General features: G+C 48.9%; 14 protein-coding genes. 3 read left to right on the forward strand and 11 right to left on the reverse strand.

The annotated features are described in order from the left end of the window. Positions 1 to 5 precede the first annotated feature (5 nt). The 3 genes from putP to NYE37_RS13220 form a co-directional block, all read right to left on the reverse strand. On the reverse strand, positions 6 to 1,469 hold the full coding sequence (gene putP, locus NYE37_RS13210; RefSeq protein ID WP_340712077.1) for a sodium/proline symporter PutP: 1,464 nt from the start codon (positions 1,467 to 1,469) through the stop codon (positions 6 to 8). A 182-nt stretch (positions 1,470 to 1,651) separates the two neighbouring features. Further along, entirely contained in the window at positions 1,652 to 3,265 is a 1,614-nt protein-coding gene (locus tag NYE37_RS13215; protein ID WP_340712078.1) for a thiamine pyrophosphate-binding protein, read from the reverse strand. Positions 3,266 to 3,385: 120 nt separating this feature from the next. Continuing rightward, positions 3,386 to 4,285, reverse strand: coding sequence for a cation diffusion facilitator family transporter (locus NYE37_RS13220; protein WP_062843370.1), 900 nt, complete (start codon positions 4,283 to 4,285; stop codon positions 3,386 to 3,388). 225 nt (positions 4,286 to 4,510) lie between these two features. On the opposite strand from NYE37_RS13220, the gene NYE37_RS13225 reads away from it, so the two are divergent. Beyond that, the gene (locus NYE37_RS13225; RefSeq protein WP_121874490.1) at positions 4,511 to 5,470 is read left to right on the forward strand and encodes a phosphotransferase enzyme family protein; all 960 of its coding nucleotides are present in this window, start codon (positions 4,511 to 4,513) and stop codon (positions 5,468 to 5,470) included. A gap of 30 nt (positions 5,471 to 5,500) precedes the next feature. Here NYE37_RS13225 and NYE37_RS13230 read toward each other — a convergent pair whose 3' ends face one another. After that, positions 5,501 to 6,523, reverse strand: coding sequence for a murein hydrolase activator EnvC family protein (locus NYE37_RS13230; protein ID WP_131470878.1), 1,023 nt, complete (start codon positions 6,521 to 6,523; stop codon positions 5,501 to 5,503). Between the two features lie 455 nt (positions 6,524 to 6,978). On the opposite strand from NYE37_RS13230, the gene NYE37_RS13235 reads away from it, so the two are divergent. Both NYE37_RS13235 and NYE37_RS13240 read left to right on the forward strand, forming a co-directional pair. Beyond that, on the forward strand, positions 6,979 to 9,165 hold the full coding sequence (locus NYE37_RS13235; protein ID WP_340712079.1) for a polysaccharide deacetylase family protein: 2,187 nt from the start codon (positions 6,979 to 6,981) through the stop codon (positions 9,163 to 9,165). Beyond that, positions 9,162 to 10,634, forward strand: coding sequence for a glycosyltransferase (locus NYE37_RS13240; RefSeq protein ID WP_147437084.1), 1,473 nt, complete (start codon positions 9,162 to 9,164; stop codon positions 10,632 to 10,634). Before NYE37_RS13235 ends, NYE37_RS13240 begins: the two co-directional genes overlap by 4 nt. A 93-nt stretch (positions 10,635 to 10,727) precedes the next feature. Here NYE37_RS13240 and xylE read toward each other — a convergent pair whose 3' ends face one another. The 7 genes from xylE to NYE37_RS13275 all read right to left on the reverse strand — a co-directional run bounded on the left by xylE (position 10,728) and on the right by NYE37_RS13275 (position 17,834). Beyond that, on the reverse strand, positions 10,728 to 12,155 hold the full coding sequence (xylE, locus tag NYE37_RS13245; protein ID WP_037998304.1) for a D-xylose transporter XylE: 1,428 nt from the start codon (positions 12,153 to 12,155) through the stop codon (positions 10,728 to 10,730). A gap of 87 nt (positions 12,156 to 12,242) precedes the next feature. Next, positions 12,243 to 13,568 carry a xylose isomerase gene (xylA, locus tag NYE37_RS13250; protein ID WP_037998292.1) on the reverse strand — a complete coding sequence of 442 codons (1,326 nt, stop codon included), beginning with the start codon at positions 13,566 to 13,568 and terminating at the stop codon, positions 12,243 to 12,245. Positions 13,569 to 13,829: 261 nt separating this feature from the next. Then, a complete protein-coding gene (gene groL / locus NYE37_RS13255; protein WP_121874493.1) occupies positions 13,830 to 15,470 on the reverse strand; it encodes a chaperonin GroEL in 1,641 nt (546 codons plus the stop codon). A gap of 56 nt (positions 15,471 to 15,526) precedes the next feature. Further along, positions 15,527 to 15,811: a co-chaperone GroES gene (gene groES, locus NYE37_RS13260; protein WP_037998287.1), complete on the reverse strand. Its 285-nt coding sequence runs from the start codon at positions 15,809 to 15,811 to the stop codon at positions 15,527 to 15,529. 239 nt (positions 15,812 to 16,050) lie between these two features. Further along, entirely contained in the window at positions 16,051 to 16,284 is a 234-nt protein-coding gene (locus tag NYE37_RS13265; RefSeq protein WP_037998284.1) for a hypothetical protein, read from the reverse strand. 92 nt (positions 16,285 to 16,376) lie between these two features. Then, positions 16,377 to 17,123 (reverse strand): twin-arginine translocase subunit TatC, encoded by a 747-nt coding sequence (tatC, locus tag NYE37_RS13270; protein ID WP_037998282.1) that lies wholly within the window; start codon positions 17,121 to 17,123, stop codon positions 16,377 to 16,379. A gap of 33 nt (positions 17,124 to 17,156) precedes the next feature. Further along, the gene (locus NYE37_RS13275; RefSeq protein ID WP_052186911.1) at positions 17,157 to 17,834 is read right to left on the reverse strand and encodes a redox-sensing transcriptional repressor Rex; all 678 of its coding nucleotides are present in this window, start codon (positions 17,832 to 17,834) and stop codon (positions 17,157 to 17,159) included. Positions 17,835 to 17,910 lie beyond the last annotated feature (76 nt).

Below are 17,910 nucleotides of genomic sequence, written 5' to 3' on the forward strand. Positions count from 1 at the left end.
GGACGTCATCCGGATTGTTTGATGGCTTGATCAAATTCTTCCAATACTTTCGCGGAAGGTTTGGAGGTGATCAGACTGACCACGATGATGGCGATGGTACAAGCGATAAATCCGGGAATCATTTCGTAAACTTCTGCAAAAGCTTCAATTTGTTCCCAGATGATGACCGTAACCGCCCCGGTGATCATTCCGGCCAAGGCCCCCCACTTGTTCATCCGTTTCCAATACAAGCTCAACAACACCACGGGGCCGAATGCCGAACCGAATCCGGCCCAAGCATAACCAACCAAATTCAAAATGGTTTCGTTCGGATTCAAGGCCAGATACAAAGCGATCAAGGAGACAATCAACAGGGAAATCCGTCCCACCAGCACCAGTTCTTTATCCGATGCCGAACGGCGCATAAACGCTTTGTAAAAGTCCTCGGTCAACGCACTGGCGGTCACCAGCAATTGCGAAGAAATGGTGCTCATCACTGCCGCCAAAATGGCCGCCAGCATGAAACCGAAAATCAGGGGATGGAACAAGACGTCCGACAAAACGATAAACACGGTTTCCGGATTGGCCAGATTTTGTGCGTTTTGATGAAAGTAAGCGATGCCGAGCAATCCGGTAAACATCGCTCCGACGATGGAGAAAATCATCCAGCCCATTCCGATCCGGCGGGCACTTTTCATTTCCTTGACCGAAGTGATGGCCATAAAGCGGACGATGATGTGGGGTTGTCCAAAATAACCCAATCCCCAGGCCAGGAAAGACAAAATGCCAATGACGCTCGTTCCTCTGAACGCATCCAGCAATGCCGGATCAATGGACTTGATTTCCGAAACGGTGGTTCCCCATCCCCCGATTTCAAACAGGGTCACCACCGGTACCAGAACCAAGGCGATAAACATAATGGTTCCTTGCACAAAGTCCGTCCAGCTGACCGCCAGGAATCCCCCAAACAAGGTGTACAAAATGACGACGCTGGCGGTTAACCAGACTCCCCACGCATAATCCATGCCAAATGCGGTTTTGAACAATTCGCCGCCGGAAACCATGCCCGATGAGGTATAAAAGGTAAAAAAGACAAAAATTACCAGCGCAGAGACGATTCTGAGAATCCGCGATGAATCCTGAAAGCGGTTCTCGAAATAGTCCGGAATCGTGATGGAATTATTTGCAATTTCCGTATAAGTCCGAAGGCGGGGTGCCACATAAAGCCAGTTCAGATACGCCCCCAACGTCAGTCCGACCACAATCCAGCCGCTGCTCAGCCCGGTGGCGTACATGGCGCCCGGCAATCCCATCAGCAACCAACCGCTCATGTCCGATGCCCCGGCACTCAACGCGGTGACCGCCGGCCCCAGGTTTCTCCCGCCCAACATGTAGTCCGACAAATCTTGTGTCCGGCGGTAAGCAAAATAACCAATCACCAACATGCCAATCATATAAATGCTTAATGAGACAATGACACCTGCATTCATCCAAGCTCCCCCTGGAAATAGATTTGTGAGCGTTTTCAATCCCAAAGAAAAGTCCGAAGAAAATGATTCAGCGGTACCGCCAAAGTAATTTCGCATATAAATACTTTTCTTTAATGCAATAGTATGTCATATTTGTGACATTTCGTCAATATTTGTGCTTTTCGGACCCAATTTGTTCCATCCTATTTCCCGATTTTGGTATGTGGCACCGTTTTGGCTTCGCATACGATTTCCACCAAGGTGACACAAGGTTCGGAGAGAGCTTGTTCAATGACCGGTTCCAACTCAGCTTCGGACTCCACCCGGTAAGCCTTTGCCCCCAGTCCGCCGGCCACCGCGACAAAATCGATGTTGGCAAGTTCGGCCCCCAGGGTTTCCAGCCCTTCGGCGAGCATTTTGTTTTGCTCCATGGCATACGACTGATTCTTCAGCACAAAGACGGTCAGTGCCAACTGCTGATTCACCGCCGTGTTCAACTCGGCAATGGTTTGCAAAATTCCGCCATCCCCGACAATGGCGACCGATTGCCGGTCGGGGGCGCATAATTTGCCCGCAATGGCCGCCGGCAAAGCAAACCCCAAAGTTCTCCACTTGCCGGAGAGCAAAATCTCTTGCTCCGCAAAATGAAAAACCCGTTCAAACCACAGGGTGTGATCCCCCGTATCCACGGAAATCACGGCATCCCGATCCACCTGTTGATTGATGGCATAAAGGACACGCTGCGGGGCCAACGGCGATTGAATTTGTTGGATTTCGCCGGCCACTTTCAGGTCCCACGCCGCTTTTTTCTCCTGAATCATTTGCTCCCACTCCGGATTGGAATTCGGAGAGACATCGTTCACCAGTTCCGGAAGAAGCGAGCCGAGGTTTTCAACCAGTGCAGCTTTCGGGACATGGGTCCGCCCGATGTTTTCCGAAACACTGTCCACTTGGATCACGGGAAGATCCTGCGGCACGTAATCCTCCGGCCACCACGTCGCTCCCAGAATGAGGCACAAATCCGCCTCATGCAAAAGTTGGGTGGCCGCTTCCGACCCGCCTTGCCCCAGACCGCCGACAAACAAAGGATGATCATTGGGGACACAGGATTTGGCCGGCATGGTGGTGATGAAGGGAGCCGTCAATTTTTCGGCCAACCGGACCACTTCCTCCCGCACATTTCGGATTCCCCTGCCTGCAAGCAATACAGGCCGCCCGGCCTGCTCCAAGAGCTTCAGCACCGTTTGGTACTCCTCCTGGTAAGCAATCACTGACGGATCCGGAGGTGGCAATGGAAACAGGCGGGACCGGACGGTTTGTTTCCACAGATCTTTGGGAATGCTCAAATGCGCCACGGTGCCTCTGGCCAATGCAGTTTTTGCCGCCAGATTGAGTTGGGTGGGAAAAGCTTCGGGGTTCACCGTCGTTGCCGAATATTGTACAACGGGTTGGACCAAACGTTGTTGGTCGATTTCCTGATGGCTTCCCGTGCCCATGTTTTTCGTCGCCACCTGACCGGTCACCGCCAATACCGGTGCACGGTCAAAATAAGCATCGGCCAACCCGTTTAAGAGCAATACGATCCCCGGGCCGCTGGTGGCCATACACACCGCCAGCTTTCCGGTCAGTTTCGCTTCGGCGGAAGCCATCAGAGCAGCGGCCGTTTCATGGCGACACGCAATGTAACGGATCTGGTCTTGTTTGGCCAGTTCATCCAACAACTCCAAATTTGCATCGCCGATCACCCCGTAGATGCGCTCGCATCCCCATTCTTTCAACTGATCCAGCAAATGTTTGGCAACGGTTCTATTTTCCATCCCGATCATCCTTCAACACTTTTTAACCCCATTTATTTCCATTTCAAGAACCCTTTATCCCGAAAGCCGGGAACAAAAAAAGATGACCGGCTGGTCACCTTGCGTTGGATCATTGGGTTTTTAGAGCGATCGGATGCATTTTTTCAGCTCGCCGGCCGGTTCCACATGAACATGCACATGGCGGATGTTGTCAAAGCCGATTAACTGTTTTTCCACCTTTTCCGTGATCTCATGGCTTTCTTCCACTGACAAAAAAGGATTCACTGCGATCGTGATTTCCACGAAAACATACGGACCGTGATAGCGTGCCCGGAGTTCCCGGACCTGGTCAATTCCGCTGATCTTTAGCACCTGTTGTTCGATTTTCTCCAGCTTCTCTTGATCAAATCCGTCCATCAGTTCGTCAACGGCCGGGCGGCCGATCTCCCAACCGGTTTTAAAAATCATACCTCCGACCACCACCGCCAGAAGCGGGTCCATCCAATGCCAGCCCCAATAAGCTCCCGCCATGCCCACCGCTGTCCCGAGACTGACCAATCCATCGGACCGGTTGTCACAGGCGGCGGCTTCCAAGGCTTGGCTGCCGGTTTTTTTGCTCAACGAAAAATTGACATACGACACGCCGAACATGATCAGCGCCGAACCGATCGACACGGCAAAGGCCCACGGATGCGCCTCATTTTGTGGCGGACGCCACAGGGCCTGAAGCGCACGCACCCAAATTTCCACCGCCACCAACACCATGAACGAAGCCGCCACCAGGGTGGCAATGGTTTCCGCCTTGCGATGGCCAAACGGATGGTTATGGTCTGCCGGTTGCTGTGAAACTTTTAATCCGATCAGGATGGCAAAGGAAAGCAACAAATCGGAAACATTGTTCAATCCGTCCGCAAACATCGCTTCCGATTGGATATGTAACCCCGTCCAACATTTCAAAAGAGACAAAACCAAGTAGGCGGCCATGCTGAGCCATGCCCCTTTTTGGGCACTCCTTGGGTCCGGTCCGGATAAATTCAACAAATTTCTCCACTCCTTTTCCCTGCCAAAGCATTCTTATCATAAAAGGCAAACCGGCTTTTCGTCCAGAGCAACGTTTTTTGCCTTGGCAAGAAAAACTGACATCCCTCATCTTTTTTGGATGCGTCCAAATTGCCCGATTGTCACCAGGCTTTGATAGAACTTTCCCGTTGACAAATGGTATGATGGAGACAGTATTGACTGAATGGAGATAGGTGGGTTATTGGTATGTGGAAAAAAGAAATCGTACAAGAAGCATGTCGCAAATTTCAGGGAAATGCAGATTCACTCCGGTTCCTGGGTGGATTTCATGAAAATGTCTATGAGTATGAGCGGGACGGGGAACGGTTCATCTTAAAACTAATTCCAATTGCCCGAAAAGACGAAGGCCAATTGAATCTGGAACAGCAATGGATCTCTTATCTCCGGTCCAACGGCGTCCGGCTGCCGGAACCCGTCTTGTCGGAAAACGGCCGGCCCGTTGAAACGATCATTCGATTGCCCATCCCCTGCTGCATCATATCTTATAAAAAGGAAAAAGGAGAAAAAATCCATGCATCCAATCCGTATGTATGGAACCCCCGATTGCTGCGCCGGATCGGACAAACGATGGGAAAGATCCATTCGCTGTCATCCCGGTTTACGCAACGGGCCGCCATCCCGGCATATGAAGAATGGAACGAAGGAGAGATCTTTTACCGGGACTTCTCTTTTGTGGACGGCTGGATCGCCGACCGCTTCAGTTTATTTTTGCAAAAGGTCCGCTCCTTCCCCAAAAACAGCCAATCTTACGGTTTGATCCACAATGATTTTCAGCCCGGAGGTTTTTTGGTCGATCCGCATGATCAGGTGATTTTGTTTGACTTCAAGCACATAAAACACCATTTCTTTACATACGAGATTGCCACCCTTCTTTTCCACGCATTGGAAGGGTTTCCCGAAAAAAATCATGAAACACTGAAAGATTCGTTCCTCCACTCATTGATGGAAGGATATTTTTTGGAACACCATCTGGAAGACGGCTGGCAGGAACAAGTGAGCTTTTTCTTGGAATACCGGCTGTTTTTCTTGTATATTTCCCTTCTCACCTTGATTCCGACCGAAAAATTGAACCACTGGCAAAAGGAACAACTCCTTCGTTTGAAAAGCCGGTTGGAAAAACGGCAATTTTTGGTCCGAACGGAATAAAAAAAAGCCACCTCGCCGGGTGGCTTTTTTTTATTGAATGTAGTTCCTCGGATTGACAGGCGTCCCGTTTTTATGTACCTCAAAGTGCAAGTGCGGGCCGGTCGACCGCCCGTTGTTCCCGACGGCGGCAATTTGTTGCCCTCTGGAAACGCGCTGTCCGACACTGACATTTACTTGGTAACGGTACATATGGGCATAAAGGGTGCTCAATCCGTTGCCATGATTAATGATCACGTAAATTCCGTACCCACCGGGGTTCGATTTAATCGATTGAACCACGCCGGATTCTGCGGCGTAAATCGGTGTCCCCACCGGACGGGGAATGTCAATTCCCGCGTGTATGTGTGTCCCGCGGTTTTGGGAGAAGTTCCAATAAACCGTTCCGCGCGTGCTTGGAAAGGCAAGGATTCCGCCTCCCCCGCCAGAACCGGCGTATTTTTGCATCAGCTCTTTTTCCTTGGCTTCCAGCTTGTTCAATTCTTCCCGGTGTTTTTGAAGTTGCGCCTCGATTTCTTTTACTTTTGCTTCCGATTGTTCCAAAAGTTCAGATTGGGCTTTCTTTTTCTCTTCCAACTCTTTTTTGTTTTTTTCCAGATCCATTTTTGCCTTCACAAAAACATTGAGTTCGTTGGCCTGTTCTTTCATGAGAATGCGCATCACTTCAAACCGTTCCAAAAATTTGGAGAACGAATCCACAGTGAACAGGTGAGCCAAATGCGTCCCGTCCCCCTGTAGATACATGCGTCTCAAGTTTTCCCCGAACGACTTTTCATGCTTTTCCAAGTACGTTTGATTGGCTTCGATTTTCTTGTTGATCTCACCGATTTGTTGGTCCAATTGGGTGATTTCTTGTTCCACTTTCGCCAATTCTTTCTGGGTCTCTACCTTCATGTCCTGAATTTTTTCGATTTCGCTTTCCGACTTCTTCTGTTGGTCACGTACTTCTTCCAGTTCTTTTTTTCCGGACTCCGCATTCACCTGTTGGGCACCGGTGATGAAGGATGCGGACAGGATACAGGCCGTAAGTAAAATGGAAAGCAGCTTCCTGACCATCTGTCTCTCCTCTTTATTCTCAGTTTTTGAAGCTTTTACTATTCTACTATTTTAGCAAAAATAATCCAAACACCAATTACCAAAATTTATAACAGATTAGTGATACCAACCTGTCCTTTTTCAAGTATTTTTTACCAGATCCATCCATGACAGAATCTTATTCTCTTTCCAGAAACTCTAACTCTTTGACAGATCAAGGATATCTTTTAATCCAATCTTTGTCAAAGCCCCTTCCGGTTCATGACCTCCTTCAAAGCAAGCTCACTGGTGAATTTCCCGGCGATTGTGTCGATCCTTTGAACAAGAGAAAAGTTGCACTTAATCCAATATTTTAATTCGAATATAAACGTAGGATTGCTAAATGAAATATAATTTTATTTTTAAAAAACGGAAAACCTGCAAAACCATTCATTCTTTACCAACTTCATGAAAGACACCTGAAGAGGTATTGCAAAATGAGACGAAAAATTGCCAATATCATCTTTTCCTTGTTTTTTGTCGGTTCGTATCAGAAAAGAGCCGCCGGCGGAACACTCGGTGTATTGCTCGGGATCCTGCCGATCGGACACACGGCATGGATCATCGGACTCATCCTCAGCCTGGTCTTTCGTCTGAATCTGTTGGCGGTCTGTGTGGGAATTTGTGTTTCGCTTTTATATCCGCTTCTGCATGTGGCGGTGTACCGGATGGGGATGGACCGGTTTTTTCCCACCGCGGATGAAACCATTCTTTATCTCTTGACCGGCGCCCTGTTTTTGCTTGTATGCCACGGGATCTTTCTCTTTCTTTACAAAGACGTACATATCCGGACGCTGTCCAATGAAGAAAAAATGTTTGTCTTCCATGACCGGGGCAGAAGGTGGAGATTTTTAAAGCGGGCTTTCCTGATTTTAAGCCTTCTTTCCTTGGTCAGCCTGGCCGTATTCGGGATCAGCCTGTATGATCATCCGGTCGTTCCTCCGCTCTATTCAAACTCATGGGCGAAATCTTCCATTCAGCCGGCTGAACGGAATGACGTGTCTTCCGACGGCGAATCGCCTGTGTTCCCCGGGGAAACCGGAACACAAGAAGCAAAAGATTTCACAACTTATGCCTATTACGTCCCTTGGGATTCCAAAGGCTGGTTTGATTTGAACACACTGGGGCACATCAAAGACATCGACGTGCTGATTCCGGAGTGGTATTCGCTCACCCCCGATTTGACGCTGGACATCAAACGGGACGAGAATGTGGACAAGCTGGCTGAGAAACATCATGTCAAAATCATTCCAAGACTGAATAATTTTTCCGGTCAAGAGTGGGACGAACCGGCGGTCCGGCGCCTGCTGGCCTCGCCGCAAAAGCGCGCCGCATTGATAGAAAATCTGCGCCAGGACGTAAAAAAACACGGTTATGCCGGGATCAACATTTATTTTGAAAAGGTCCGGGCTGAAGACAAACTGCGGTTTACCCAATTCATCAAAGAACTGTCTTTTGCCTTTCATCAGGACGGGCTCAAGGTGATCCACAGCGTCCCGATTCGCGATCCTGCTTATGATCTCCTCGCGCTGTCCAAATATGCCGATTATCTGGATGTCATTTTGCATGAAGAACATCATAAAGAAGGGTCTCCGGGGCCGGTTGCCTCCTTTGACTGGGTGAAACAATCCCTGGAGAATTTGCCGGTTCCTCCTTCCAAACGGATCATCAGTCTGGGGACTTACGGATACGACTGGACGGTTGGAAAGCAAACGCCAGCTGAATCCTTGACTTTCGACCAAGTCATGTTGCTGGCCCGACAGCATAATTTAAATATTGAATGGGACCGGGCAAGCAACAATCCCACCCTGCGTTACAAAAAAGGAAATGAAGAACACATTGTCTGGTTTTTGGATGCGCCGGCCTTTTACAATCAATTGCGCCTGATCCGGCAATATGGCGCCGAGGGAATTGCCTTTTGGCGGCTGGGTTCGGAAGACCAAGCGATTTGGCCGTTGATCAACCGGGATCCCGATGCCTTGGCCGACATCAAGCAAATCTCCAGCCCCATTCCTGAATACATCGGCAACGGGGAAATATTGTCTGTCGCGGACACCGAAAAAAAGGGAACCCGTGATATCACCATGCAAAACGAAAAATGGATCCAATCCGTCGACTACCGTCACCCGTCTTCCCCGCTTCTGATTCAGCGGTTTGGCTCAGTGGACGGGAAGAAAATCGCACTCACGTTTGATGACGGTCCCGACGGCACCTATACCGGGAAAATCCTGGACATTTTAAAAGAGCACAACGTCAAAGCTTCTTTTTACATTACCGGCAGAAATGCCGTGTTACACCCGGATCTGGTGGAACGGTTGTATGAGGAAGGGCACGAGGTCGGCAACCATACGTACTTTCACCCTCATTTGGGACAAGTCCATCCGTTGCGCGTGCAGCTGGAGTTGCATGCAACCCAACGGTTGTTCCAAGCCTTTACCGACCACACCATGACCACGTTCCGCCCTCCCTATCAAGTGGAGTCGGAACCGCAAACCTTGGATGAAATCCGGGCCATGGTGCGGGGAAGCGGATACGGATATACGATGATCAGCAAAAACATCGAAACGTTCGACTGGCAAAACCCCCCAGCGAACAAATCCAAAAACGCGTTTTATCCCAGTTGAATCTGGGACATATCGCGCTCATGCACGATGCCGGCGGGGACCGCTCGGCAACGGTCCGTGCACTGCCCGGCTTGATTGAAACCCTGAAAAAAGAAGGGTATCAATTTGTCACCGTCAGCGAGTTGACCGGAAAAACGCGGGAGGAAGCCATGCCTTCCATCCAGCCGGAAGAAAAGATTTACATGCCGTTTGTCAAAGCCGTGTATACCGTATGGGGATTGTTTCAACACAGCTTCACCTTTCTCATCTATGCGGGCATCGGCATCGGGTTTGTCCGGGTCGCCTTTTTGATGTATTTCTCCTTCCGGCAACGGATCAAATTCAAAAGGCGGGTCAAATGGCTGAACCGGGGAGCGGAACTCGTCGATTTCCATCCGATGGTCAGCGTGGTGATCGCCGCTTACAACGAGGAAAAAGTGATTAACAAAACCATCCATTCAGTATTGAAAAGCCGTTACGACCAGTTGGAAGTGATCATCGTCAATGACGGATCCACCGACCGGACCGAAGCGGTGATCAAACAGGAGTTTTACCATGATCCCAGAGTCCGGGTGATCACCCAGCCCAACAGCGGAAAAACAACGGCCATCAACCGGGGATACCGTCTGGCCAAAGGGGAAATCATTGTGTCGATTGATGCCGACACCCTGATTACGGAAGACACCATCCCGCTTTTGGTCCGGCACTTCCAGGATGAAAAGGTGGCGGCAGTTTCCGGGAACGTCAAAGTGGGAAACGTCCGGAACCTGATCACGCTGTGGCAACATGTGGAATATATCACGGGCTTTAACTTGGAACGGAGGGCTTTTGACGATTTGAACTGCATCCCGGTCGTTCCGGGAGCCATCGGTGCTTGGCGCAAAAAAGCCGTCGAAGAAGTCGGTTATTTCCAGCATGACACCTTGGCGGAGGACACCGACATCACCATCACCCTGTTACGCCACGGCTACAAAGTGGAGTTCGAAGTGCGCGCGCTTGCTTACACCGAAGCGCCCGAAGACTTAAAAAGCCTCATCAAACAGCGGACCCGCTGGATTTACGGAACGTTGCAATGTTTGTGGAAACACCGGGGCGCTCTTTTCTCCAGAGAGCAAAAAGCACTGGGATTTGTTTCCCTCCCCAATATGTGGATCTTTCAATACGGGGTGCAAACTTTCTCGCTGTTTGTCGACTTGCTCTGCCTGTTGAGTTTGTTTACGGAACACGCCGTCACCACCATGATGTTTTATGCCGGATTCCTGCTGTTTGACCTTTTGGCGGCTTATTTCGCCTTCCAATTGGAAAAGGAAAGCCCCAAACCGTTGAAATGGCTGTTTATCCAGCGGTTTGTCTACCGGCAACTCATGTCTTACGTCGTCCTCCGTTCGTTCTACTATGCATTAAAAGGCGTCTCAGTCGGTTGGAACAAACTGAACCGGAACGGAAATGTGCAGCTGGAAATGAAAGAGCCCGTCAAACGGACCGGATAATGAGCATCAAAAACTCTCCTGGCCACTTGGATTCAGGAGAGTTTTTTGTTTCATTTCAACAAACACAAAAAAAACCTCCGAAAACGGAGGTTTTTAAACGGTGTCCGCTTTGCCTGCCGGACTTTGCTTTTCTTTTTTCCACAATGCTTCCATCTGCTCCAGTGTTTTTCCTTTGGTTTCCGGAACCATCTTCCAGATAAACAGCGCGGACAGTACGCTCATGGTTCCGTAAAAACCATAAGTGAACGCACCACTGAATTCCATCATGGCCGGATAAGTCGAAGAAATGAAGAAATTGGCCAGCCATTGTGCGGCAACGGCCACCGCCATGGCCTGCCCCCGGATTTTGTTTGGGAAAATTTCAGACAACATCACCCAGCAAACCGGTCCCCAAGACATCATAAACGACGCGGTGTAAAATACCATGAAAAACAATGCCCAGATGCCGAACCATTGGAGTGATGCAAACGCCGCCATTCCGAACATGCCTGCGGCCATTCCGATTGAACCGGTAATCAGCAAAGGTTTTCTTCCCCATTTGTCCACCGTTTGAATGGCCACGATGGTGAAAATGACATTGACAGTCCCCATGACCACGGTTTGGACCATGGAGGCATTTTGGCCGGCACCCATGCTTTCAAAAATGCGCGGGGCATAATAGAGCGCCACATTGATTCCGACGAATTGCTGGAAAACCGAAAGCAAAACCCCCACGGCAATCACAAGCTTCCCGTAGGAAAACAGCCGGCCGGCTTTCACTTTTTGGCGCAACGACGCTTCGATTTCCGCCAAAATTCCCTGCGCCCGGTCTTTGGAGCCATAGATTTTCTTTAAGATGCCAAACGCCTGATCCCTGCGGCTTTTGGAAGCCAGGAACCTCGGAGTTTCCGGAACAAAAAACAATAAAACCAAAAACAGGGTGGCCGGAACCAGTTCGGATGCCATCATGTACCTCCAGCCACGGTCGACAATCCACTCCATCGAATGGCCGCTGGCAATCATCCAGTTCACAATGTATACCACCAATTGCCCGAAAATAATGGCAAATTGGTAGTAAGAAACAAGCCTTCCCCGGACGGATGCAGGGGCGATTTCCCCGATATACGTCGGTGAAGCGGCAGATGCGATTCCAACCCCGACCCCGCCAAGAATCCGGTAGAAGTTAAACATCCACAGCAATCCCATCGTGGGCTCCCCCGCTTGGAAAAACAAGAACTCCGGATACGCGGACCCCAAAGCCGACAAGATAAATAAAACAGCCGATACCAACAATGCATTTTTGCGTCCGATGGAATTGGAAATCCATCCGGAAATCATGGCGCCAAGGATGCAACCAATCAATGCGGATGACACGGTTAACCCGTGGACGAATGAACCAAGCCCGAGACTTTGGATCAGGTACACTTCAATGGCTTGCTCCGCCCCGGAGATGACAGCCGTGTCATATCCGAACAAAAGTCCTCCCAATGCCGCGGTCAAAGTAAGCGATAAAATATAAAAGCGATGCGTGCCATCCTTCATCCGTTTTGAGGAACAAGCCCCCTTTTCGGGGGCCGGCCCTCCGCCTCCTCTCTTTGTCAAGGCATTCACCGGAAGAAACCTCCTGCTTTACCTTTGGGCAACAATATTTAACAAGTATTGGTTGATAGTGGCTTTGATCTGTTCCAGCCGCCCGGATTCATTCCGGATTTCGTTTAAGCCCAGCGCATATTCCTCCAATTTGTGGAAATCGACTTTCCCTTCGACAATCTCTTTTCCGATTCCATCCCGATAACTCGCGTACCGTTTTTCGATCCATCCATCCAGCACTTGATCATCAATCAATTTTTGTGCCACTTTGAGCCCCACGGCAAAGCTGTCCATTCCGACGATATGGGCCAGGAATAAATCATCCGGTTCGAACGAACCACGGCGCACTTTGGCGTCAAAGTTCAATCCGCCCGGCTTCAAGCCACCATTTTTCAGAATTTCATACATGGCCAGGGTTGTTGCATACAAATCCGACGGAAATTCATCGGTATCCCAACCCAACAGAGGATGCCCCTGGTTGGCATCCACAGACCCCAGCAAGCCGTGAATCCGTGCATAGCGCAGTTCATGTTCAAAGGTGTGGCCGGCAAGGGTGGCATGGTTGGCTTCGATATTTAATTTGAAATCATCTTGAAGGTCATAATGTTGCAAAAACGCATAGCAACTGGCCGCATCAAAATCATATTGGTGCGAGGTCGGCTCTTTGGGTTTCGGCTCCAGCAACAACTGCCCTTCAAAGCCGATTTCTTTGGCATAATCCACCGCCATGCGGAAGAAACGGGCCAAATTGTCCAACTCCAGCTTCATGTCGGTATTCAAAAGCGTTTCATATCCTTCGCGCCCGCCCCAAAACACATAATTTTCCGCTTCCAGCTCTTTGGCAATTTCCAACCCTTTTTTCACTTTGGCTGCTGCATAGGCAAACACATCCGCCTGGTTGGAAGAGGCCGCCCCGTGCACGAAACGCGGGTGCGTAAAGTTGTTCACGGTGTTCCACAGCAATTTAACCTTGCTGTCTTTCATGTAATCCTTAATCATCGACACAATGATATCCAGATTTCGATTGGTCTCTCTTAAATTGCTTCCTTCCGGCGCGATATCCACATCATGGAAGCAGAAATAAGGAACCCCCAGTTTTTCAAAAAATTCAAAGGCCGCTTCCACCCTCGCTTTGGCCAAATCCAGCCCCTGATACCGGTCCCATGGCCTGAGCGCCGTTCCGCTCCCGAACGGATCGGATAAATCTTCGGTAAAGGTATGCCAATAAGCCACACTGAACCGCAAGATCTCTTCCATGGTTTTGCCGCCGACTTTTTCCTCCGGATTGTAGTGCTTGAATGCAAAAGGATTGGATGACCCCGGACCCTCATACCGGATTTTTTCAATATTAGGGAAAAAGCTCATCTACCTCTTCTCCTTTCATGATCTGCGATGGAAAAAAACTTCAAACTTTGTTTATTCTTTAAATTAAGTTAATCGCAAAATGAAAACGTTGTCAATATAAAATACTCATATAAACAAAGATATTCCGTTATACACACCAGATATTTCTTGTCGACTTTATTCATCGGTTAAACTATTCATATCAAAAAACGGATAGAAAAAGAGGCCTTCCATTCAATGAATGGAGGCCTCTTTTTCAGATCAACGGGCTTCAGGGCTTGATTACATCATGCCGCCCATTCCGCCCATTCCTCCCATGTCCGGAGAACCGCTGTCTTTTTGTTCTTCCGGTTTGTCAGCCACAACGGCTTCCGTGGTGAGGAACATGGCAGCAACGGATGCTGCATTTTGCAGTGCGGAACGGGTTACTTTCGCCGGATCCACAACACCAGCTTGGATCATGTCGACCCATTCGCCGCTTGCAGCGTTGAATCCGACTCCGGCTTCTTCTTTTTTCAGACGTTCCACGATGACGGAACCTTCCAATCCGGCGTTGAAAGCGATTTGGCGTACCGGCTCTTCCAGTGCACGTTTGATGATGGAAACACCGGTTTTTTCGTCGCCAATCGGCAAAGAGCTTTCCAGATCTCCCACAACATTGATCACATTAACAAGCGCGGTTCCCCCACCGGCAACAATTCCTTCTTCCACAGCGGCACGGGTGGAGTTGAGCGCGTCTTCAATGCGCAATTTTTTCTCTTTGAGTTCGGTTTCGGTTGCAGCACCGACTTTGATGACGGCCACACCGCCAGCCAGTTTGGCCAGACGTTCTTGCAGTTTTTCTTTGTCAAACTCGGAAGTGGTTTCTTCGAGTTGTTGACGGATTTGGTTTACACGGGATTGGATGGCACTGGGTTCACCGTAACCGTCAACGATGATGGTGTCGTCTTTGTTGACGCGTACTTGGCGGGCACGGCCGAGCACTTCGAGTCCGACGGATTTCAGGTCGAGACCCAATTCTTCGGAAATGCGTTGCCCACCGGTCAAGATGGCAATGTCATCGAGCATTGCTTTGCGGCGGTCACCAAATCCGGGAGCTTTTACAGCCACAGCGGTGAACGTTCCACGCAATTTGTTCACAACGAGGGTGGCCAATGCTTCCCCTTCCATGTCTTCGGCAATGATTAACAATTGTTTGCCTTGTTGTACCACTTTTTCCAGGATCGGCAGGATTTCTTGGATGCTGCTGATTTTTTTGTCGGTGATGAGGATGTACGGCTCATCCAAAACAGCTTCCATTTTGTCGGTGTCGGTTACCATGTAAGGAGAAATGTAACCGCGGTCGAATTGCATCCCTTCCACCACTTCGAGTTCGGTGGCGAATCCTTTGGACTCTTCCACGGTGATGACGCCGTCTTTACCCACTTTTTCCATGGCTTCGGCAATCAATTTACCGATTTCTTCATCGTTAGCAGAAATGGCTGCAACTTGGGCAATGGAGTCTTTTCCTTCGATCGGTTTTGCAATTTCATGAATTTGTTCAACGGCTTTTTTAACCGCTTTTTCGATCCCTTTGCGGAGAATCATCGGGTTTGCACCGGCAGCTACGTTTTTCAATCCTTCACGGATGATGGCTTGTGCCAAAACGGTGGCTGTGGTGGTACCGTCTCCGGCAACGTCGTTGGTTTTGGTTGCTACTTCTTTCACCAACTGTGCACCCATGTTTTCAAAAGGATCTTCCAATTCGATTTCTTTTGCAATGGTTACACCGTCATTTGTAATCAAAGGAGAACCGAATTTTCTTTCCAACACCACGTTGCGGCCTTTCGGTCCGAGGGTTACTTTTACCGCATTCGCCAGTGCGTCCACTCCGCGCAGCATTGCACGACGGGCTTCTTCGCTGAATTGAATTTCTTTTGCCATGACTCACCGTCCCCTTTCCATATGTAAGTGAAATTTTTATATCTCAATGACTGAGATCAGTCAACGATTGCGAGGATATCACTTTCACGCAAGATGAGGTATTCTTTGTCGCCGTATTTTACTTCGGTTCCGGCATATTTGGAGAAGATCACATGGTCTCCTTCTTTGACTTCCAATGCGATCCGGTTTCCATTGTCATCCAAGCGGCCGCTTCCAACCGCAACAATGCGTCCTTCTTGCGGTTTTTCTTTGGCGGTGTCCGGCAAAACGATGCCGCTGGCTGTTTTTTCTTCTTTTTCTACTGCTTCCAAGACAACACGATCACCCAAAGGTTTGATCATTGCGAAACCCTCCTTTGTTCAGTGGATGAATTTGTCATATTGTTAGCACTCATCAAAGCCGAGTGCTAACATCCATTAAATATAATATTCCTCTCGCCTTCATTTTTCAAGTGGGGAGCCAAAAAAACTATCAAAAATCCCGTTCAGGCAAAAATGAAAGCGATTCCCACCCCGAATCGCTTTCCAAATCCCGGTCTGCTTTTTTGTTTGTGAAATGCTCCTTATAATAAATAAACATCTCATATTGACTGGTTTAAATCAAGACGGATTTTAAAATCATCTTCCGGGCCGCCCGATGACGAATGGCCGGAAGAACCGCCATCCTGGCGCTTTCCGCCTTTGAACAAAGAGAGCAACCGGTCTTCAAAAAATTGGGAGACACACTGCCTGACCGATGGTATGGCCAACAGCGTCATCAAGACAAAGGCGAAAAAATACACCTTTGGGAAACGGTCTTTTGAACATGAACTCATGGTACTCCTCCTTCCATCAGGAATTGTTCCCCAATCCATATCAACCTATGTAACGCAAAAACTCCCGTCAGAGGACGGGAGTTTTTCGCCAATCATTGATTTTCTTTTTCCCACTCAGCATCTTGGCGCTCCATGCGCCGTGACAAAATCGTTGAAATGGAAATACTTACTTCATATAACAAGATCAGCGGAATGGAGACGAGGATGTTGGCGATCGGCTCGGGTGGCGTGATCAAAGCCGCGACGATCACCAGCCCCAGGTATGCATAACGCCGCACTTTGCGCAACAAATCCGGCGTCACCAAGCGGATGCGCGTCAAAAACAAAGTGATCACCGGCAATTCAAAAAACAGCGCGAGCGGCAGGATCACTCCGAACAAAAAACTGAAAGCATATTGTACGCTGAAGTTTTCCTGCAACCCCATCTGTCCGCCAAGCAACACCAAAAAATCAAGGATATAAGGAAAAATGACAAAATACCCGAAAGCAACGCCCGTTAAAAACAATCCCAATGAGACCGGAATATAAATCAACGCGGCCCTTTGTTCATTCGGGTGAAGACCCGGGCGGACAAAGCGCCAAAGGTGATACATCCAGAAAGGCGAACTGATCACCAAGGCTATAATGACCGATATTTGCATATAAATACGAATCGGATCAACCGGATTCAAGATGACGATTTTGTAATCGGAAAACAAGTCCTGCTTAATGAACAAGAACACATCCTGCGAATAAAAAAAGCTTCCGATTAAGGCGACGAAAAAAAAGACCAGACTCCATATAATACGGCGTCGAAGCTCCCCTAAATGCTCTGTGATCGGCTGTTGTTCATCGCTCATGATCCAATGCTCCCTTACAATCATCTGTGGCAATCATTTTTCCGTCGTCAAAGACTCTTCTTCGCTGTCCCCCGGGTTCCCTTCCGGAAAGTTTTTGAGGAAGTAAATCAATGTCTGCAGTTCGATCGTCAAATCGATATTGTGAATACGCACATAAGGTGGCGCCGTCAAACGGGCCGGCGTGAAGTTTAAAATCCCCCGGATCCCGTTCTTGACCAAAAAATCAGCCGTGGATTGAGCCGCATTCAGCGGAACAGTCAAAATCGCCACTTCCACATTGTGCAACTGGGTCACTTCCGCCAGGCGATCCATGGAATAGACCGGAATGCCATCCACATCTTTTCCCACTTTGTTCGGATCCTGGTCAAAACCGGCAACGATCTTGGTATTGTGGCTGCGATAAAAATTATATCTCAATAATGCCGTTCCGAGATTTCCCACTCCAACCAACACCACATTGGTGACCTCGTCTTGTTTCAAGAAATCCCGTAAAAATTGAAGCAGATAAGTAACATTATAACCGTAACCTTTTTTCCCGAGCTCACCCAGGTAAGAAAAATCGCGGCGAATCGTCGCCGGATCTATATGCAATGCATCGCTCAAATCCGCTGAAGAAACGCGTTGTTTCCCGATCGCATGCAATTTCTCCAAATAACGGTAATATAAAGGCAACCGCTTTGCCGTCACCTGCGGTATTTTATTTTCAGGCATCGTGCCAACATACACCTCCATAAATGTGAATCAACGCACAAAAGTTTTGCAAAAAACATCATACCATAAAACTTGT

This window comes from Thermoactinomyces sp. FSL K6-2592, assembly GCF_038006465.1.
Lineage (GTDB): Bacteria > Bacillota > Bacilli > Thermoactinomycetales > Thermoactinomycetaceae > Thermoactinomyces > Thermoactinomyces vulgaris.